This window comes from Streptomyces flavovariabilis (genome assembly GCF_000725785.1).
Lineage (GTDB): Bacteria > Actinomycetota > Actinomycetes > Streptomycetales > Streptomycetaceae > Streptomyces > Streptomyces hawaiiensis.
Genome location: NZ_JNXD01000012.1, coordinates 13,140 through 28,757, shown reverse-complemented (window position 1 = coordinate 28,757; position 15,618 = coordinate 13,140). Strand labels below are relative to the sequence as shown.

Genomic DNA, 15,618 nt, shown 5'->3' with positions numbered 1-15,618 from the left:
GTGTCGTCCTCCCGTTACTCTGGGTTGTCCGCGAGGGATCTCGCCGCCCGGGCGCAGTGGGCGAGAGCCGTGCGCGCGTACCCCGGGGAGGCCCCCGCGAGTCCGCACGCCGGAGTGACCGTGACCGCCTCCGCGAGAAGCCCCGGTGACAGCCCCAGCCTGCGCCACAGCGTCCTGACACCCATGACGCTACCGGCAGGGTCTGACAATGGGCCCTCCGCGGACGGGACGACACCGGTGAAGAGCCGGGTGCCGCCTTCCACGGCCTCCCCGATCACCTCGTCGTCACGCTCGGTGAGCAGCGAGAAGTCGAAGGAGACCGCGGCCGCGCCGGCCCGGCGGAGCAGGGCGAACGGGACGTCGGGGGCGCAGGAGTGCACGACGACGGGGCCCCCGGCGTTCACCCCGACGAGGTCGCGCAGCGTCTGCTCGACGAGCTGCCGGTCGACGGCCCGGTGGGTGCGGTAGCCGCTGGCGCTCTTCACCTGGCCCCGCAGGACGGCGGTGAGAGACGGCTCGTCGAGCTGGAGGACGACCTGGGCGCCGGGGATCCGCCGCCGCACCTCGGCGAGATGCAGACGCAGTCCCTCGGCGAGGGAGGCGGCGAGGTCACGGCCGGCCCCGGCATCGGAGAGGGCGGCCTCGCCGTTCCTCATCTCCAGGTTGGCGGCGAGGGTCCAGGGGCCGACGGCCTGGACCTTCAGCGGCCCCTGGTACTCCTGCGTGCACTCCTCCAGGGCGTCGAGGTCCTCGCCGAGCCAGGAGCGGGCCCGCTTGGTGTCGCGCCCCGGCCGGTCCCCCAGCCGCCATCCGCTGGGCTCCACGCGCGCGTACAGCTCGACGAGGAGGCCGGCGGTCCGCCCGATCATGTCCGCGCCCGGCCCCCGGGCGGGCAGTTCGGGCAGGAAGGGGAAGTCCTCGAAGGTGCCGGTGACGGTTTTGGCGGCCTCACGGGCGTCGCCGCCCGGCATGGAGCCCACGCCGGTGGCGGCGCCGAACCTGAACTGGCTGTTTTCGCTCACCGGAGAAGCCTACGCAGCGCCGTGACCGGGTCAGCCTCCCGGGCGCACCGTCAGGTCGTTGACCTCCGCGTCCCTCGGCAGGTCCAGGGCCATGAGGATCGTCGTGGCGACCGACTCCGGGTCGATCCACTGCGAGGCGTCGTACTCCTTGCCCTCCTGTTGGTGGACCTTGGCCTGCATGGGGCTGGCCGTGCGGCCGGGGTAGACCGAGGTGACGCGGACTCCGCCCGCGTGCTCCTCGTGGCGCAGCGAGTCGGCGAGGGCCTTCAGTCCGTGCTTGGAGGCGGCGTACGCGGACCAGCCGGCGTGGGCGTTGAGGCCGGCGCCGGAGTTGACGAAGAGCACGTGGCCGCGGGCGGCCCGCAGTTGGGGCAGGAAGTGACGGGTCAGCTCGGCGGGGGCGATCAGGTTGACGTTGAGCTGGTGACGCCAGGTCTTCGGGGTGAGTTCGCCGACCGGCCCGAGGTCGACGACGCCGGCGATGTGCAGCAGCGAGTCGACGCGGTCGGGCAACGACTGGTGGGAGAAGGCCCAGGACAGCTTGTCGGGGTCGGCGAGGTCGCCGACCAGGGTCTGCGCCCCGGGGAACTCGGCCGCCAGCTCCTTGGCGCGGCCCGCGTCGCGCGCGTGCAGCACGAGGTCGTCCCCGCGCGCGTGCAGGCGGCGGGCCACGGCCGCGCCGATGCCGGAGCCGGCTCCGGTGATCACATGAGTAGCCATGCCCGCCATGCTCGCATCAGAGCCGGGTCACTCGATGCCCCGGCTCTCCTCCAGGTACGCCATCGCCCCCACCGGCTCCTCGGCGAAGAACACCAGGTCGGTGAGGGGCCGGGGCAGGAAGCCCTCGGCGTCCATGCGGCGGAACTGCTCCTTCAGGCCGTCGTAGAAACCCGCGGTGTTGAGCAGGACCACCGGCTTGTCGGTGTGCCCGTGCTTCTTCAGCTCCAGGATCTCGGTCGCCTCGTCGAGCGTGCCCGTGCCGCCGACCATGATCACCACGGCGTCCGCCCTCTCCAGGAGCAGCTTCTTGCGCTCGGCGAGGTCCTTCGCGATGACCATCTCGTCGACGCCCGGGCGGGCCTTGGCCGCGAGGAACTGCACGGAGACGCCGGCCAGCCGGCCGCCCGCCTCCTGCACCCCGTCGGCGACCACCTTCATCAGGCCGACGTCGGAGCCGCCCCACACGAGCGTGTGACCGCCCTTGCCCAGCAGCTTGGCGAACTCCTGCGCGGGGCGGGTGTAGCGCTCGTCGAGGTCGGCGGCGGACAGGAAGACACAGATGTTCATGAACCCACCGTACGGGCCCGGTCCGCCGCGGCGGTGACCCGCATTTTGGACTGCCGGTGCGGGAGGCGTTCCCAGTCGTCCATGAGCCGGGCGTCCAGGCCGTGCCGCGCGGCGAGGTCGGTGAGGGTCCGCGTCCGGTAGTAGAAGTCCTCGTGCAGGACCTGGTGCTCCTCGCCCTCGGTGCGGTCGAAGGTGAAGTCGAAGAACCCGCCGGGTGCGAGGATCCGGCCGACGTGGGCGAAGCACTCCTCGATGACGTGCAGCGGCGAGTGCGAGAAGACGCTGTGCGCGTGCACGACGTCGAAGTGCGCGTCCGGCAGGAAGGCGAACGTGAGGTCGTCGGCGAGGGCCAGGTAGGGCAGTTTGGGCTGGAGCTTCTCGGCCACGAGGGTGTCCTGGGCGGCGAGCAGGATGTGCGGCGAGATGTCGATGCCGTAGTAGTGCCCGGTGTCGAGGTGGTCGATGAACAGCCGCCCGGCCCGCAGGTTGCCGCAGCCGATCTCCAGCATCCGGTGGTGCGGCCGGAGGCCGTGGCCCAGCAGGTAGTCGAACTGCATGCGGCCGATCCGCGCCCACTGCTCGCGCGAGGGGTTGTGCCCGACCGCCGCCTCGGTGCTGCGGGCCGAGTCCGAGGCCATCACGGCCCGGTAGTAGGCGATGTGGTCGGGGTGGCGCAGCCGCAGCCAGGTGTCCCGCACGACGCGCCGTGCGTGCGCGGGCACCCGCTTCGGATGGCGCAGGGCGTACCGGAGCTGGTGCAGCGGGCTGGAGCGGTTTCCGGCCGTTTCCGTGGCGCGCATGGGGGCCTCCTGCGGCAAGGGAAGAACTCCGCTTCAGCCTGCGCTGTACCCGAGGAGTCGGCTACCCGAGGAGGGGCGATCGTGACCACAGGGCATCGCATCACCATCGAGCGGAGCGGCGGGCACGTGCGCGTGGTGCACGGCGGGCAGGTGCTGGCGGAGAGCGACCGGTCGCTGGTCCTGCGCGAGACGGGCTGTCCCGAGCGGTACTACATCCCGCCCGGGGACGTGCGCATGGAGCTGCTGGCGCCGTCCGACGCCCGGACGTACTGCCCGTTCAAGGGCACCGCCTCCTACTGGTCCCTGCCGGACGCGACGGACCTCGTCTGGGCGTATCCGGACCCCAAGCCGGACGTCGCCGAGATCAAGGACCACCTGTGCTTCTACGAAGTGGAAGTGTTCTGATCGGCTGACGCGCCGCCCGCCTCATGGATGAACACCGCGCCGTGCGGCAGTCTGCATGAGCATGGACAAGAAGATCCTTTCGCGCGACGGCACCCGCATCGCCTACGAGAGCACCGGCCGCGGTCCCGCGGTCGTCCTGGTGAGCGGCGCGATGTCGACGGGCGGCACTCTGGCGCCGCTGGCCGTGTCGCTCTCGGAGCGTTTCCAGGCCGTGGTGTACGACCGCCGGGGCCGCGGCGCCAGCGCGGACACCGCGCCGTACGCCGTGGAGCGTGAGGTCGAGGACCTGGCCGCGGTGATCGAGGCGGTGGGCGGCGAGGCCTTCCTGTACGGCATCTCCTCGGGCGGTGCCCTGGCGCTGGAGGCGGCGGCCGGCGGACTGCCGGTGCGGCGTGTGGCCGTCTACGAGACGCCGTTCGCGATGTCCGAGGAGGGCGCCAAGGAGCGTGCCGAGTACACCGAGCGGCTGACGGAGGCGCTCGGCGCGGGGAGGCGCGGGGAGGCGGTCGAACTGTTCCTGCGCCTGACCGGCCTGGCCGAGGGGGTGATCCAGGGCGCCCGCCAGTCCCCCATGTGGGCCGGCATGGAGGCGATGGCCTCCAGCCTCGCCTACGACGATGCCGTCATGGGTGACGGCCGGGTCCCGCGCTCCCGGCTGGGCTCGGTCGGTGTGCCTGTCCTGGCGGTCGCGGGCGACGCGAGCCCCGCGTGGCTGCGCGAGGCGGCCCGGGCGATCGCGGACTCCGTTCCCGAGGGCACGTACCGCACGCTCCAGGGGCAGACGCACATGGTCGAGCCGAACGTGCTGGCGCCGGTGCTGACGGAGTTCTTCAGCCGGGACTGAGGCGGGCGGCCCGGGGGCACGCGCGCGTGGATCCGGCCGCCGCGCCCGGCGGCCGGATCAGGCCACGCCCGCCGTCGCCCGGGTCGTCGACGCGATCGTCGCCGAGCCCACCACGCGCGTGCCGTCGTACAGCACGATCGCCTGGCCGGGGGCGACGCCGCGGACGGGCTCGGTGAAGACGACCTCCAGGGAGCCGTCGACGACCTCGGCGGTGACCTCGGTCTCGCCGCCGTGCGCGCGCAGCTGGGCGGTGTAGCTGCCGGGGCCCGTGGGGGCGGCGCCGCACCAGCGGGGCTTGACGGCGGTGAGGGCGCTGACGTCCAGGGCGGACGCCGGGCCGACGGTCACCGTGTTGTCCACCGGCGAGATGTCGAGGACGTAGCGCGGCTTGCCGTCGGGGGCCGGGGTGCCGATGCGCAGGCCCTTGCGCTGGCCGATGGTGAAGCCGTACGCGCCGTCGTGCGTGCCGAGCCGGTTGCCGGACTCGTCGACGATGTCGCCCTCGGAGCGGCCGAGCCGGTCCGCGAGGAAGCCCTGGGTGTCGCCGTCGGCGATGAAGCAGATGTCGTGCGAGTCGGGCTTCTTGGCCACGGCCAGGCCCCTGCGCTCGGCCTCCGCACGGATCTCGTCCTTGGTGGTGACGGTGTCGCCGAGCGGGAACAGCGCGTGGGCGAGCTGCCGGTCGTCGAGCACGCCGAGGACGTACGACTGGTCCTTGGCCATGTCGGAGGCGCGGTGCAGTTCGCGGGTGCCGTCCTCACGGACGATCACCTGGGCGTAGTGGCCGGTGCAGACCGCGTCGAAGCCGAGCGCGAGCGCCTTGTCGAGGAGGGCGGCGAACTTGATCTTCTCGTTGCAGCGCAGGCAGGGGTTGGGGGTGCGGCCGGCCTCGTACTCGGCGACGAAGTCCTCGACGACATCCTCGCGGAAGCGGTCGGCGAGGTCCCACACGTAGAACGGGATGCCGATGACGTCCGCGGCGCGGCGGGCGTCGCGTGAGTCCTCGATGGTGCAGCAGCCCCGCGCGCCGGTCCGGAAGGATTGGGGGTTGGCGGAGAGCGCGAGGTGGACGCCGGTCACGTCGTGGCCCGCTTCGGCCGCGCGGGCGGCGGCGACGGCGGAGTCCACTCCGCCGGACATGGCGGCCAGGACGCGGAGGGGGCGGGGGCGCTGCGGGGTTTCAGTCATAACCCTTCCAGGGTAAGGGGGCGCGGGAACCACGGCCGCCGAGTAACCGTTGACGATCACATGGGACAGCGGAAGGCTTCGAAGGACGGCGACCGGAAGGTCGGCCGCCGCGCGCTGCTGATCGGCGGCACGGTGGCCGCGGCGGGCTCCGCCGTTCTGGCCCGGGACGAGCTGGCGCGTCTGTGGTGGCGCGCTCCGGGCGTCGAGAAGCCGCGTGAGGAAGGCGCGGTCGACTACACGGGCGCGCGCTGGGTGGCGGCGTCGGACGCGAACTGGCGCCGTGCGGACCGGCCCGACGACTTCGGCATAGACATGGTGATCGTCCACGTCACGCAGGGCAGCTTCGACAGCGCGGTGAAGGCCTTCCAGGACCCGGGACACAAGGCGGCCACGCACTACATCGTCCGGCAGGACGGGCACGTCACGCAGATGATCCGGGAGCTGGACGTGGCCTACCACGCGGGCAACCGCGACTACAACGAGCGCAGTGTCGGCATCGAGCACGAGGGCTTCGTGGACCGCCCGCAGGACCTCACGGACGAGATGTACGAGGCTTCGGCCCGTCTCACGGCCCGGATCTGCGCCCGCTACGACATACCCGTCGACCGCGAGCACATCATCGGCCACGTGCAGGTCCCGGGCACGGACCACACGGACCCGGGGCCGCACTGGGACTGGGACAAGTACATGCGGCTGATACGCCGGGCGGCCACGACAACGGCCTGACCGTCAAGGCGCGTCCGGGCCCGCGGGGACATCCCCTAGGTCAGCCCCGCCGCCCGCGCCCGTTCCACCGCCGGGCCGATGGCCTTCGCCAGGGCCTCGATGTCGGCCTCGGTGGAGGTGTGGCCGAGGGAGAAGCGCAGGGTGCCGCGGGCCAGGTCGGGGTCCGTGCCGGTGGCGAGGAGGACATGGCTGGGCTGGGCGACGCCGGCGGTGCAGGCGGAGCCGGTGGAGCACTCGATGCCCTGGGCGTCGAGCAGGAGCAGCAGGGAGTCGCCCTCGCAGCCGGGGAAGGTGAAGTGCGCGTTCGCCGGGAGGCGCCCCTCCGGGTCCGGGTCACCGCCGAGGATCGCGTCCGGTACGGCCGAACGGACCGCGCTGACGAGGGCGTCGCGCAGGGCGCCGATCTCGCGGGCGAACCACTCGCGCTGCTCGGCGGCCAGCCGTCCGGCTACGGCGAAGGAGGCGATGGCGGGGACGTCGAGGGTCCCGGAGCGCACATGGCGCTCCTGGCCGCCGCCGTGCAGGACCGGTACGGGGGTGTGCTCGCGGCCGAGGATCAGCGCGCCGATGCCGTAGGGGCCGCCGATCTTGTGGCCCGAGACGGTCATCGCGGCGAGGCCGGAGGCGGCGAAGTCCACGGGGATCTGACCGAAGGCCTGGACGGCGTCCGAGTGCAGCGGGACTCCGAACTCGTCTGCCGTTCGGGCGAGTTCACGGATCGGCAGGATGGTCCCGATCTCGTTGTTCGCCCACATGACGGTGGCGAGGGCGACGTCGTCGGGGTTGCGGGCGATCGCCTCGCGCAGGGCGTCCGGGTGGACGCGGCCGTGGGAATCGACCGGCAGGTACTCGACGGTGGCGCCCTCGTGTTCGCCGAGCCAGTGCACGGCGTCGAGGACGGCGTGGTGCTCGACGGGGCTGGCGAGGACGCGGGTGCGGGCCGGGTCGGCGTCGCGGCGTGACCAGTAAAGGCCCTTGACGGCGAGGTTGTCGGCCTCCGTGCCGCCCGAGGTGAGGACGACCTCGCTGGGGCGGGCGCCGAGGGCTTCGGCGAGGGTCTCGCGGGCCTCCTCGACGGTGCGGCGGGCCTGCCTGCCGGATGCGTGGAGGGAGGACGCGTTGCCGGTGGCACTCAGCTGGGCGGTGAGCGCCTCTGCCGCCTCCGGGAGCATCGGGGTGGTCGCGGCGTGGTCGAGGTAAGCCATGGTGAGCCCGATTCTACGGCTCCCCTTCGACCGGCCTCAGAGCAAGGCTGGCCGAACGTGAACCGCTTTCCGGCGCGGCGACGGCCCGTCGTCCCCGGGCCCGGCCGCGGCGTACCGGCGGACGGCTGTCCGGCAGCGGCTCAGAAGCTCCACGAGATCGTGCTGTCGAACTCCATGAAGGCCGCGAGGACCAGAAGGTCGGCGACGCCCAGCCCCAGGCCGAGCCACGCACGGCCGCGGCGCTCGGTGCCGCGCCACAGGGCGACGCCGGCCAGCACGATGGCGATCGGGCCGAGGAAGAGGTTGAGCACGAGCAGACCGAGCAGGCCGAGGATGAAGGACGCGACGGCCATGCCGTCGGTGTCACGGATGCCGGTGCGGCGTGAGGCCGGAGCGGTGAGCTGCATGGTGATCGACTCCCGAAGTCGGTTCGAAAGGGTGTGGTCGGTGTCAGTGGGCCTGCGTGTGGCGGCGGCGGCCGCGCTCGCGGAGCGCGAAGATGCCCAGCCAGACGGCGATGACGGCGCCGACGGCGACGGAGAAGGTGAGCGGCGCGTGGGCCACGGTGCCCAGGACGACACCCAGCAGCAGGAGTGCGGCGACGATGAACAGCACGGTTAACAGCTCCCAGGGTTTCGGTGAACGGTTGTGGTTACACTTGTTCACTGACTTCCCAGTCTAGCGTCTCTCATGACTTTTCAATTCCAGAGAACAGTTGTTAACTGCATGGTATGAGTCACACCCTCGGCATCCGGCAGGCCCAGAAGCAGAAGACCCGGCAGGCACTCCTGGACGCGGCCCTGGCGCTGCTGGAGGAACAGAGCCTGAGCAGCCTGGGGCTTCGTGAGGTCACCCGCGCCGTCGGTGTCGCCCCGACCGCCTTCTACCGCCACTTCCGCTCCACGGCGGATCTGGGCGTGGCCCTGGTCGAGGAGGCGCTGGGCAGCCTGCACCCGATGATCCGGACGACGGTGTCCACGACGGGCGACCCCGAGGAACGCATCACGCGTGCCATCGACCTGATCGCCCGTCACGTGGACGGGTACCCCGCCCACGTCCGCTTCATCGCCCGTGAACGACATGGCGGAGTTCAGCCGGTCCGGGAGGCGATAAGGGACCAACTGGCCCGCTTCGCCCAGGAGGTCAAGGACGAACTGGCCAAGGATTCGGTGTCCCGCGGCTGGAGCGAGGACGACCTGCTGATGCTCGCGCATCTCTACGTCGACCAGATGCTGAGCACGGCGTCGCTGTTCCTGGAGGCCCTGGAGGGGCCGGAGGAGGAGCGCGCGGAGCGCACCCGGCGCCTCACCCGGCTGGCGACCCGCCAGATGCGGCTGATCGGCCTCGGCCGGCAGCATTGGCTGGATTGAACCCCTCGCACAACGCACCGGGGCGGCGCGCCCGTTCACCGGACGCGCCGCCCTTGCCGTGCCGGATGGACCCGGACCGGCCGTTCGGCGCCTACTGGGCCTCTTGCTCCCTCCGCGACCGCTGCGGCTGCTCCCCCTGCCCGCCCGCGGCTTGACCGCCGCCCCCCGGGCCGCCGCAGCCACCGCCCTGGCCCCCGCCGGGGCCGCCCTGCCCGCCTCCCGGCGCGCCGCCGGGCATCCCCGAAGGAGCCCCGGAGGGCGTACCCGTCGGTTCGGCACCCGCGAAGGCGGCACCCGACGGGGCCCCCGAGGGCGCGCCGGACGGAGCGCCCGAAACCGCCCCCGAGGGTGCCCGGCAGGCCTGCTGCCCGGAGCCGCCCCTGTTCGAGGAGGACGAGGAGTCACCCGAGCCGCAGGCCACCAGGGCCAGGGGCGAGAGCGCCAGCAGGGCCACGGCGGGAAGGAGACGCACACGCTTCATGAGAGACAGCTCCAGGGAAGGCGAGGGAGTCCTGAGGCGAGTACTCAACCAACGACGCCTAGGCCTCCCTTGGGGCCGCCCTGTGACCTGCCTGTCAGCGAGGCAAAGTTCAGCCCAGCCGGACCCGCGCCAGCTGCCGGGACTGCGCGACCAGCCGGTCGGCGCTGTCCCACACCTCGGCATCCTCCTCCAGGAAGCCGCCGGCGAGGTTGCGCGTGGTGATCGACACCCGCAGCGGGCCCGGGGCCGGGCGGCAGCGGACGTGCACGGTCAGCTCGACGGTGGGGACCCAGCCCTTCAGCCCGATCTCGAAGGCGGTGGGCGGCAGGGCGTCGACCGCGAGCAGCAGGGAGAGCGGGTCGGGGTCGCGCCCGTCCTTGAGTCCGAACCAGGCCCGCATCTCGCCCTTGCCGGAGGGCTGCCCGAGGGCCCAGCCGAGGGTGGACGGGTCGAGCTTGAGCATCAGGCGGTCGGTGATGGCCGAGCTGCCGTCTACGGGGGCGGGCCCGTCCTCGGGGCCGAAGCAGTCCTCCAGCGGCGGGATCGCGGGCGGCCGGGCCGTCGTGCGGACGTCGTCGGGCAGGGTGTCCAGGTCGCCGTAGGAGGCGAGGACACGGATGCGTTCCACCTCGCGGCCCTCGTCGTCGTACTGGAAGAGGGAGGCCTGGCCGGTCGACAGGGTGCGGCCGGTGCGGACGACGTCCGTGCGGACAACCGCCGGGCCGGGCTGGGACGCGGTCAGGTAGTGCGCCGAGATCGTGAAGGGGTCGGCGTGCGGCAGGGCGTCCGCGAGGGCGCGGCCCAGGACGGCCAGCAGGTAGCCGCCGTTGACGGCGCTGATGATCGTCCAGCCGGCGGAGAGGGCGATGGCGTAGACGCCCGGCGCGCGGCGGGTGAGCGCGGTGTCGCGGTCGAACTCGCTGTCACCGATCGTGGCCCGGGCGGCCGGGGCAGTGGCTGCTTCTGGCATGGCTGAACAGTACAAGAACTTACTACTAAGCGGTAGCTTTCCACTCCGGCCCTGGGCCGGTCACATCTTGGTGAGACACGGGCAATTACTCGGTAAGTGTCCGACTCGTCCGTAAACCCCCCGGACCCCTCCCCCTCTCTGTAGGGGTATGAGCCTCACCGGAACACCGTTCCTCTGCACGCTGGTCGTCCTGACCGTCGGCGCCCTCGTACTGCCGCTGGTCCTCTGGTCACGCATCCGCGGACCCCGGGCCCTGCGTGCCGCGGCCCGGGCGCTGATGCTGCTGTTCGCACAGGGGACGGCCGTGGCCCTGGTCTTCACGCTGGTCAACAACGCCAACAACCTGTACGACGACTGGGCCGACCTGCTCGGCACCGGCGATCATGTGCAGCAGGCGGCGGATCTGGGCACCGACGGCACCGGCGGCATCTCGCTCAAGCGGCTGCCCAAGGTGCGGCAGACCTTCGAGCCGGCCACCGGGCCCGGGATGGGCGCGGCCGGCGGGGTTCGGGTGACCCAGCTCAGGGGCCTGGTGTCGGGGGTGAACGCCGAGGTCTACGTCTGGCTGCCGCCCCAGTACGACGAACCGGCCTACCGGCACCGCACGTTCCCTGTGGTGGAGCTGCTGCCCGGCTACCCCGGCTCGGCGAAGGCGTGGTTCGGCTCGCTGCACGCGCACGAGCAGCTGGAGCCGCTGATGCGCGACGGCCGGGTGGCCCCGTTCATCCTGGTCGCGCCCCGCACCAACCTGCTGGCCGGGGTCGACACCGGGTGCGCCAACATCCCGGGCACGGTCAACGCCGACACCTGGCTGAGCGTCGACGTGCCGAAAATGGTCATGGACAACTTCCGTGCCGAGTCCGCCCCGCGGGGCTGGGCCGTGGCCGGCTACTCGGCCGGGGCGCACTGCGCAGCCCGGCTCGCCGTCGCCCACCCCGACCGCTACCGGGCCGCCGTCAGCCTGTCCGGCTACAACGACCCGATCGGCGAACGCGACTCGCTCACCGCGCAGAGCCCCGCCCTGCGCGCCGAGAACAACCCGTACCTGATGCTGCGCGGGGCGCCCGTCCCGCCGCGGATCGCGCTGTACCTCTCCGGCCAGCCGCACGACGGCTACGAGGCCGCCGTGGCCCTGGAGCGGACCGCGAAGGCGCCGACGACCGTGCACGTCGTGTACATCCCGAAGAGCGCGGGCGGCCACAACATGGCGCTGTGGCGGCCGCAGGTGGTCCCGGTGTTCCGCTGGCTGACCCAGGAGATGGGCCTCGGCCCCGTCACGGCAGGACGGGTTGTTCCTCCTCGCTCACCGTCGACCGCCGGTGCCATGCCCGCGGAGCTCGCCAGTGGTACCGCATCGCGAGCAGGCGCAGTACGAAGGCGGTGACCACCGCGAGTCCGCTGGTGAGCGGGTTCAGCGCGTCGTAGCGGATGCACACGGCGGCCAGGGCGGAGCCGACGATGGCCGGGACGGCGTACAGGTCGCGGTCCCAGCGCAGCAGCGAGGGCACCTCGTTGGCGAGGACGTCCCGCAGCACACCGCCGCCCACGGCGGTGGTGAGCCCCAGGCCGGCGGAGGCGGTCAGGCCGAGCCCGTACTCGTACGCCTTGATGGTGCCGGCGACGCAGAACAGGCCGAGGCCGGCCGCGTCGAAGACGTTCACCGCGCCCTGGATGCGCTCCACCTGCGGGTGCAGGAAGAAGACGAGGAGGGTGGCGAGCAGCGGGGTGAGGAAGTACCCCAGGTCCGTGAAGGCGGCGGGCGGTACGGCCCCGATGACCAGGTCGCGGAACAGTCCGCCACCCAGCGCGGTGACCTCGGCGAGGACGGCCATGCCGAACACGTCGAAGTTCTTGCGCACGGCCAGCAGGGCGCCGGAGATCGCGAAGACGAAGATGCCGATCAGGTCGAGCGTGTGCTGGACGGACGGGCTGAAGAGTTGCTGGAGCACCCGGACATTTTCACCTACGGGTGAGCCCCCGCCCCGATGTGCGAGGGCGGGGGCTCGGCCGGACTCACTTCTGCACGGAGGTGGCGCCGCCGTTCTCCGCGGCGACCTCCTTGGCCGAGGACAGCAGCTTGGTGTCCTGCGGCTGCTGGTCCTCGAAGTTCTCCGGGTGGTGACAGGCGACCTGCTGCCCGGCCCGCAGCTCCTTGAGCGGCGGCTCGGTCGTCTTGCAGATCTCCGTCGCCTTCCAGCACCGGGTGTGGAAGCGGCAGCCGCTCGGCGGGGAGATCGGCGAGGGCACGTCGCCCTTGAGCAGGATGCGCTCGCTCTTGACGCCCCGGCGCTTGGGATCCGGTATCGGCACGGCCGACAGCAGGGCCTTGGAATACGGGTGCATCGGCGACTTGTACAGCTTGTCGCGGTCGGCCAGCTCGACGATCTTGCCGAGGTACATCACCGCGATCCGGTCGGAGACGTGCCGGACCACCGACAGGTCGTGCGCGATGATCACGTACGTCAGGCCCAGCTCCTCCTGGAGGTCGTCCAGCAGGTTCACCACCTGCGCCTGGATCGACACGTCCAGCGCGGAGACCGGCTCGTCCGCCACGACCAGCTTGGGGTTGAGCGCGAGGGCGCGGGCGATGCCGATGCGCTGGCGCTGGCCGCCGGAGAACTCGTGCGGGTAGCGGTTGTAGTGCTCGGGGTTGAGGCCGACCACCGACAGCAGCCGCTGGACCTCCTTCTTCACGCCGCCCTCGGGGTCGACGTCCTGGAGCCGGAAGGGGGCGCCGACGATCGTGCCGATCGTGTGGCGGGGGTTCAGCGAGGAGTACGGGTCCTGGAAGATCATCTGCACGTCGCGGCGCATGGGGCGCAGCTCGCCGGTCTTCAGGTGCGTGATGTCCTTGCCCTGGAACTCGACCGAGCCGCCGGTCGGTTCGAGCAGCCGGGTGATCAGCCGGCCCATGGTGGACTTGCCGCAGCCCGACTCGCCGACGACGCCGAGCGTCTCGCCCCGGCGCACCTCGAAGTCGATGCCGTCGACGGCACGCACCGCGCCGGTCTGCCGCTGGAGCAGGCCCTTGCGGATCGGGAAGTGCTTCTGAAGGCCGGTCACCTTCAGCAGGACCTCGCCGTCGGCGGTGGTGCCCTTGGTGAGGGTGCCCCCGCTGGTCTCCGGTGTGCTCACCGTTTTGTCGTCGCTCACAGCTTCGGCGCAATCTCTTCGGTCCAGATACGCTCCCGCTGCTCCTGCGTCATGTGGCAGGCGGCCCAGTGCGAGCCGCCGACCTCGGTCAGCTCGGGGCGGACCGTGCGGGTGACGTTGTCCTTCGGGATGTCCGCGTACGGGCAGCGCGGATGGAAGGCGCAGCCGGACGGGAGGTTGATGAGGGAGGGCGGCGCGCCCTTGATCGGGATGAGCCGGTCGGTCTCCTCGCGGTCCAGACGCGGCATCGAGCCGAGCAGGCCCCAGGTGTAGGGGTGGCGGGGCTCGGAGAACACGTCCTCCGCGGGGCCGCGCTCCACGCACCGGCCGCCGTACATGACCAGCAGGTCGTCGGCCATCTCGGCGACCACACCCAGGTCGTGGGTGATCATGATGACCGCGGAGCCGAACTCCTTCTGCAGGTCGTGGATCAGGTCGAGGATCTGCGCCTGCACGGTGACGTCCAGGGCGGTGGTCGGCTCGTCGGCGATGAGCAGCTCGGGGTTGTTCACCAGCGACATGGCGATCATGGCGCGCTGGCGCATACCGCCGGAGAACTCGTGCGGGTAGCCGTCGACGCGCTTGGCCGGCTCGGGGATGCCGACGCGGTCGAGCATCTCGATCGCCCGCTGCCTGGCCGCCTTCTTGCTGACGTCGTGGTGGACGCGGTACGCCTCGACGATCTGGTGCCCCACCGAGTAGTACGGGTGCATCGCCGACAGCGGGTCCTGGAAGATCATGGCCATCTTCCGGCCGCGCAGCCGCCGTACGTCGTCGGGGTCAGCCGCGATCAGCTCCTGGCCGTCCAGCCACACCTCGCCGGAGACCTTGGCGCGCGCCGAGCGGTGCAGGCCCATCACGCCGAGCGAGGTGACCGACTTGCCGGAGCCGGACTCGCCCACGATGCCCAGGGTCTTGCCCTTGCGCACGTCGAAGCTGACGCCGTCGACGGACTTGACCAGACCGTCGTCGGTGTCGAAGTGGATGCGCAGGTCACGGACGGACAGGAACACGTCGTCCGGGACGGACGGGGCGGTGGTGTCCGGTTCGCCGAGCGCGGCTTTGTCGAGCTTGCTCACGAGTACCTCACCCGGGGGTCGATGGCGGCGTACACCAGGTCGACGATCAGATTGCAGAAGACGATGAAGAACGCGGCGACCAGGGTCACGCCCATGATGATGGGCAGGTCGTTCTGCTGGATGGACTGGACGGCGTAGGCACCGATGCCCTGCAGCGAGAAGACGGTCTCCGTGAGCACCGCGGTGCCGACCAGGGTGCCGAAGTCCATGCCGAAGATGGTGACGATCGGGGTGAGCGCGGAGCGCAGGCCGTGCTTGGCCACGACCGTGGTCTCCTTGAGACCCTTGGCCCTGGCCGTTCTGATGTAGTCCTCGTTCATCGTCTCCAGCATGCCCGCCCGGGTGAGCCGGGCGTAGAGCGCGGAGAAGAGGAACGCGAGGCTGACCCAGGGCAGCACCAGGTGCCAGGCCCATTCGGCGGGGTTCTCCGTGAACGGGACGTAGTCGATGCTGTCCCAGATGGGGATCTCGTAGACGAAGAGCGCGAGCAGGATCTGGCCGGTGAAGAAGATCGGGAGCGAGACGCCGGCGAGCGCGATGAACATGGCGCCGCGGTCGATCGGCTTGCCCTTGCGCAGTGCCGAGATGACGCCGGTCGTGACACCGAAGACCACCCAGATCACCGCGGCACCGACGGCCAGCGAGAAGGAGACGGGGATGCGGTCCTGGAGCTGGGGCCACACCTCGACGTGGTTCTTGAACGAGTACCCGAAGCAGGGTGCGCTGCAGTGCGTCGCGTCGGGACCGAACTTGTAGTCGGCGCCCACCACGAGGCCCTTGATGAAGTCCCAGTACTGGACGTAGACCGGCTGGTCCAGACCCAGGTTCTGCTTGATCGCGGCGACGGACTCGGGGTTCGCGTCCTTGCCGACATACTGGGTGGCCAACTGGTCGGCCGTCTGCCCCCCGAGGCGGGGGACCAGGAAGAAGATGGCGAAGGTGACTGCGCTGACCACCAGCAGCAACAGCACCGCGCCCATGACGCGTCGGAGGATGTACGCAGCCACAGCTGTACGGCCCCGGGTGGCCGCGGCGGGGTCGTCCGCCGCGGCCACCCGGTGCCTTCACCTGCCTTTCGAAAGGATCCG

At 71.4% G+C, this 15,618-nt stretch carries 18 protein-coding genes; 5 read left to right on the top strand and 13 right to left on the bottom strand.

Going from position 1 to position 15,618, the window contains the following annotated elements; all coding sequences use genetic code 11:
- Positions 1–14: 14 nt before the first annotated feature.
- Genes IO24_RS0122065 through IO24_RS0122050 form a run of 4 tightly spaced genes read right to left on the bottom strand, consistent with a single transcriptional unit; the run spans position 15 to position 3,109 of the window.
- Positions 15–1,022 carry a methionine synthase gene (locus IO24_RS0122065; RefSeq protein WP_031137947.1) on the bottom strand — a complete coding sequence of 336 codons (1,008 nt, stop codon included), beginning with the start codon at positions 1,020–1,022 and terminating at the stop codon, positions 15–17.
- A 30-nt stretch (positions 1,023–1,052) separates the two neighbouring features.
- Positions 1,053–1,742 carry an SDR family oxidoreductase gene (locus IO24_RS0122060; protein WP_199808878.1) on the bottom strand — a complete coding sequence of 230 codons (690 nt, stop codon included), beginning with the start codon at positions 1,740–1,742 and terminating at the stop codon, positions 1,053–1,055.
- A gap of 27 nt (positions 1,743–1,769) precedes the next feature.
- A complete protein-coding gene (locus tag IO24_RS0122055) occupies positions 1,770–2,309 on the bottom strand; it encodes an LOG family protein (protein ID WP_031137943.1) in 540 nt (179 codons plus the stop codon).
- Entirely contained in the window at positions 2,306–3,109 is an 804-nt protein-coding gene (locus IO24_RS0122050) for a class I SAM-dependent methyltransferase (RefSeq protein ID WP_031137941.1), read from the bottom strand. The genes IO24_RS0122055 and IO24_RS0122050 overlap by 4 nt, the downstream gene beginning before the upstream one ends.
- Positions 3,110–3,190: 81 nt before the next feature.
- Here IO24_RS0122050 and IO24_RS0122045 point away from each other — a divergent pair, with 81 nt between their 5' ends.
- Together IO24_RS0122045 and IO24_RS0122040 are read left to right on the top strand one after the other, a co-directional pair.
- Positions 3,191–3,514, top strand: a complete 324-nt coding sequence (locus IO24_RS0122045) for a DUF427 domain-containing protein (RefSeq protein WP_031137939.1) — start codon at positions 3,191–3,193, stop codon at positions 3,512–3,514.
- A gap of 61 nt (positions 3,515–3,575) precedes the next feature.
- The gene (locus IO24_RS0122040; protein ID WP_031137937.1) at positions 3,576–4,358 is read left to right on the top strand and encodes an alpha/beta fold hydrolase; all 783 of its coding nucleotides are present in this window, start codon (positions 3,576–3,578) and stop codon (positions 4,356–4,358) included.
- 57 nt (positions 4,359–4,415) lie between these two features.
- On the opposite strand, the gene mnmA is transcribed toward IO24_RS0122040, so the two are convergent.
- Entirely contained in the window at positions 4,416–5,546 is a 1,131-nt protein-coding gene (gene mnmA, locus IO24_RS0122035; protein WP_031137935.1) for a tRNA 2-thiouridine(34) synthase MnmA, read from the bottom strand.
- 60 nt (positions 5,547–5,606) lie between these two features.
- Here mnmA and IO24_RS0122030 point away from each other — a divergent pair, with 60 nt between their 5' ends.
- The gene (locus IO24_RS0122030; protein WP_031137933.1) at positions 5,607–6,272 is read left to right on the top strand and encodes an N-acetylmuramoyl-L-alanine amidase; all 666 of its coding nucleotides are present in this window, start codon (positions 5,607–5,609) and stop codon (positions 6,270–6,272) included.
- Between the two features lie 35 nt (positions 6,273–6,307).
- Here the strand turns inward: IO24_RS0122030 and IO24_RS0122025 are convergent, their stop codons facing one another.
- The 3 genes from IO24_RS0122025 to IO24_RS44535 all read right to left on the bottom strand — a co-directional run bounded on the left by IO24_RS0122025 (position 6,308) and on the right by IO24_RS44535 (position 8,092).
- Positions 6,308–7,477, bottom strand: coding sequence for a cysteine desulfurase family protein (locus IO24_RS0122025; RefSeq protein ID WP_031137931.1), 1,170 nt, complete (start codon positions 7,475–7,477; stop codon positions 6,308–6,310).
- 140 nt (positions 7,478–7,617) lie between these two features.
- Positions 7,618–7,884: a hypothetical protein gene (locus tag IO24_RS0122020; RefSeq protein WP_031137929.1), complete on the bottom strand. Its 267-nt coding sequence runs from the start codon at positions 7,882–7,884 to the stop codon at positions 7,618–7,620.
- 43 nt (positions 7,885–7,927) lie between these two features.
- A complete protein-coding gene (locus IO24_RS44535; protein ID WP_031103608.1) occupies positions 7,928–8,092 on the bottom strand; it encodes a hypothetical protein in 165 nt (54 codons plus the stop codon).
- A gap of 116 nt (positions 8,093–8,208) precedes the next feature.
- On the opposite strand from IO24_RS44535, the gene IO24_RS0122010 reads away from it, so the two are divergent.
- The gene (locus IO24_RS0122010; RefSeq protein ID WP_031137925.1) at positions 8,209–8,847 is read left to right on the top strand and encodes a TetR family transcriptional regulator; all 639 of its coding nucleotides are present in this window, start codon (positions 8,209–8,211) and stop codon (positions 8,845–8,847) included.
- Positions 8,848–9,437: 590 nt separating this feature from the next.
- Here IO24_RS0122010 and IO24_RS0122005 read toward each other — a convergent pair.
- Positions 9,438–10,298 carry a thioesterase family protein gene (locus tag IO24_RS0122005; RefSeq protein ID WP_031137923.1) on the bottom strand — a complete coding sequence of 287 codons (861 nt, stop codon included), beginning with the start codon at positions 10,296–10,298 and terminating at the stop codon, positions 9,438–9,440.
- A gap of 148 nt (positions 10,299–10,446) precedes the next feature.
- On the opposite strand from IO24_RS0122005, the gene IO24_RS0122000 reads away from it, so the two are divergent.
- Positions 10,447–11,682 carry an alpha/beta hydrolase gene (locus IO24_RS0122000; protein WP_031137921.1) on the top strand — a complete coding sequence of 412 codons (1,236 nt, stop codon included), beginning with the start codon at positions 10,447–10,449 and terminating at the stop codon, positions 11,680–11,682.
- Here IO24_RS0122000 and IO24_RS0121995 read toward each other — a convergent pair.
- The 4 genes from IO24_RS0121995 to IO24_RS0121980 all read right to left on the bottom strand — a co-directional run bounded on the left by IO24_RS0121995 (position 11,573) and on the right by IO24_RS0121980 (position 15,537).
- A complete protein-coding gene (locus IO24_RS0121995; protein ID WP_031137919.1) occupies positions 11,573–12,247 on the bottom strand; it encodes a trimeric intracellular cation channel family protein in 675 nt (224 codons plus the stop codon). The two genes, IO24_RS0122000 and IO24_RS0121995, sit on opposite strands and share 110 nt — an antisense overlap.
- Before the next feature lie 64 nt (positions 12,248–12,311).
- Positions 12,312–13,451 carry an ABC transporter ATP-binding protein gene (locus IO24_RS0121990; RefSeq protein WP_037668188.1) on the bottom strand — a complete coding sequence of 380 codons (1,140 nt, stop codon included), beginning with the start codon at positions 13,449–13,451 and terminating at the stop codon, positions 12,312–12,314.
- Entirely contained in the window at positions 13,448–14,530 is a 1,083-nt protein-coding gene (locus IO24_RS0121985; RefSeq protein ID WP_031137915.1) for an ABC transporter ATP-binding protein, read from the bottom strand. The genes IO24_RS0121990 and IO24_RS0121985 overlap by 4 nt, the downstream gene beginning before the upstream one ends.
- A complete protein-coding gene (locus IO24_RS0121980; RefSeq protein WP_031137913.1) occupies positions 14,527–15,537 on the bottom strand; it encodes an ABC transporter permease in 1,011 nt (336 codons plus the stop codon). The genes IO24_RS0121985 and IO24_RS0121980 overlap by 4 nt, the downstream gene beginning before the upstream one ends.
- Positions 15,538–15,618 lie beyond the last annotated feature (81 nt).

Coding starts and splice junctions, on each gene's coding strand:
- IO24_RS0122050 (WP_031137941.1), bottom strand. CDS start 3,109: ATGCGCGCCACGGAAACGGCCGGAAACCGCTCCAGCCCGCTGCACCAG.
- IO24_RS0122020 (WP_031137929.1), bottom strand. CDS start 7,884: ATGCAGCTCACCGCTCCGGCCTCACGCCGCACCGGCATCCGTGACACC.
- IO24_RS0122040 (WP_031137937.1), top strand. CDS start 3,576: ATGGACAAGAAGATCCTTTCGCGCGACGGCACCCGCATCGCCTACGAG.
- IO24_RS0122005 (WP_031137923.1), bottom strand. CDS start 10,298: ATGCCAGAAGCAGCCACTGCCCCGGCCGCCCGGGCCACGATCGGTGAC.
- IO24_RS0122025 (WP_031137931.1), bottom strand. CDS start 7,477: ATGGCTTACCTCGACCACGCCGCGACCACCCCGATGCTCCCGGAGGCG.
- IO24_RS0122055 (WP_031137943.1), bottom strand. CDS start 2,309: ATGAACATCTGTGTCTTCCTGTCCGCCGCCGACCTCGACGAGCGCTAC.
- mnmA (WP_031137935.1), bottom strand. CDS start 5,546: ATGACTGAAACCCCGCAGCGCCCCCGCCCCCTCCGCGTCCTGGCCGCC.
- IO24_RS0122030 (WP_031137933.1), top strand. CDS start 5,607: ATGGGACAGCGGAAGGCTTCGAAGGACGGCGACCGGAAGGTCGGCCGC.
- IO24_RS0122060 (WP_199808878.1), bottom strand. CDS start 1,742: ATGGCTACTCATGTGATCACCGGAGCCGGCTCCGGCATCGGCGCGGCC.
- IO24_RS0122000 (WP_031137921.1), top strand. CDS start 10,447: ATGAGCCTCACCGGAACACCGTTCCTCTGCACGCTGGTCGTCCTGACC.
- IO24_RS0122010 (WP_031137925.1), top strand. CDS start 8,209: ATGAGTCACACCCTCGGCATCCGGCAGGCCCAGAAGCAGAAGACCCGG.